Below are 252 nucleotides of genomic sequence, written 5' to 3'. Positions count from 1 at the left end.
CCACTAATCCCCTCCCGAAGGAGGTTCATCGTTCGACTTGCATGTGTTAAGCACGCCGCCAGCGTTCGTCCTGAGCCAGGATCAAACTCTCCATGAATGTTTACCGGTAATCCGGTGCACACACACGCAGAGCGGGCCAGTCATGGTCGGAATAAGACCGACTGACCACTGCGTCCTCGCTGTGTTGTGTTGCCTGCGAGCGCTACCGGAGCAGCCCCGCAGGTCTTTTTCAAAGGAACCTCATCCACCGAA

At 56.7% G+C, this 252-nt stretch carries 1 rRNA gene; it reads right to left on the bottom strand.

The window, feature by feature from the left end:
- A 16S ribosomal RNA gene (locus EF903_RS33725) occupies nt 1-97 on the bottom strand; the annotation flags it as partial.
- Between the last annotated feature and the right edge of the window lie 155 nt (nt 98-252).

Source organism: Streptomyces sp. WAC05292, assembly GCF_003949955.1.
GTDB classification, from domain to species: domain Bacteria; phylum Actinomycetota; class Actinomycetes; order Streptomycetales; family Streptomycetaceae; genus Streptomyces; species Streptomyces globosus.
The sequence above is the reverse complement of the archived record's forward strand: the minus strand, read 5'-3'. Positions and strand labels throughout refer to the sequence as shown.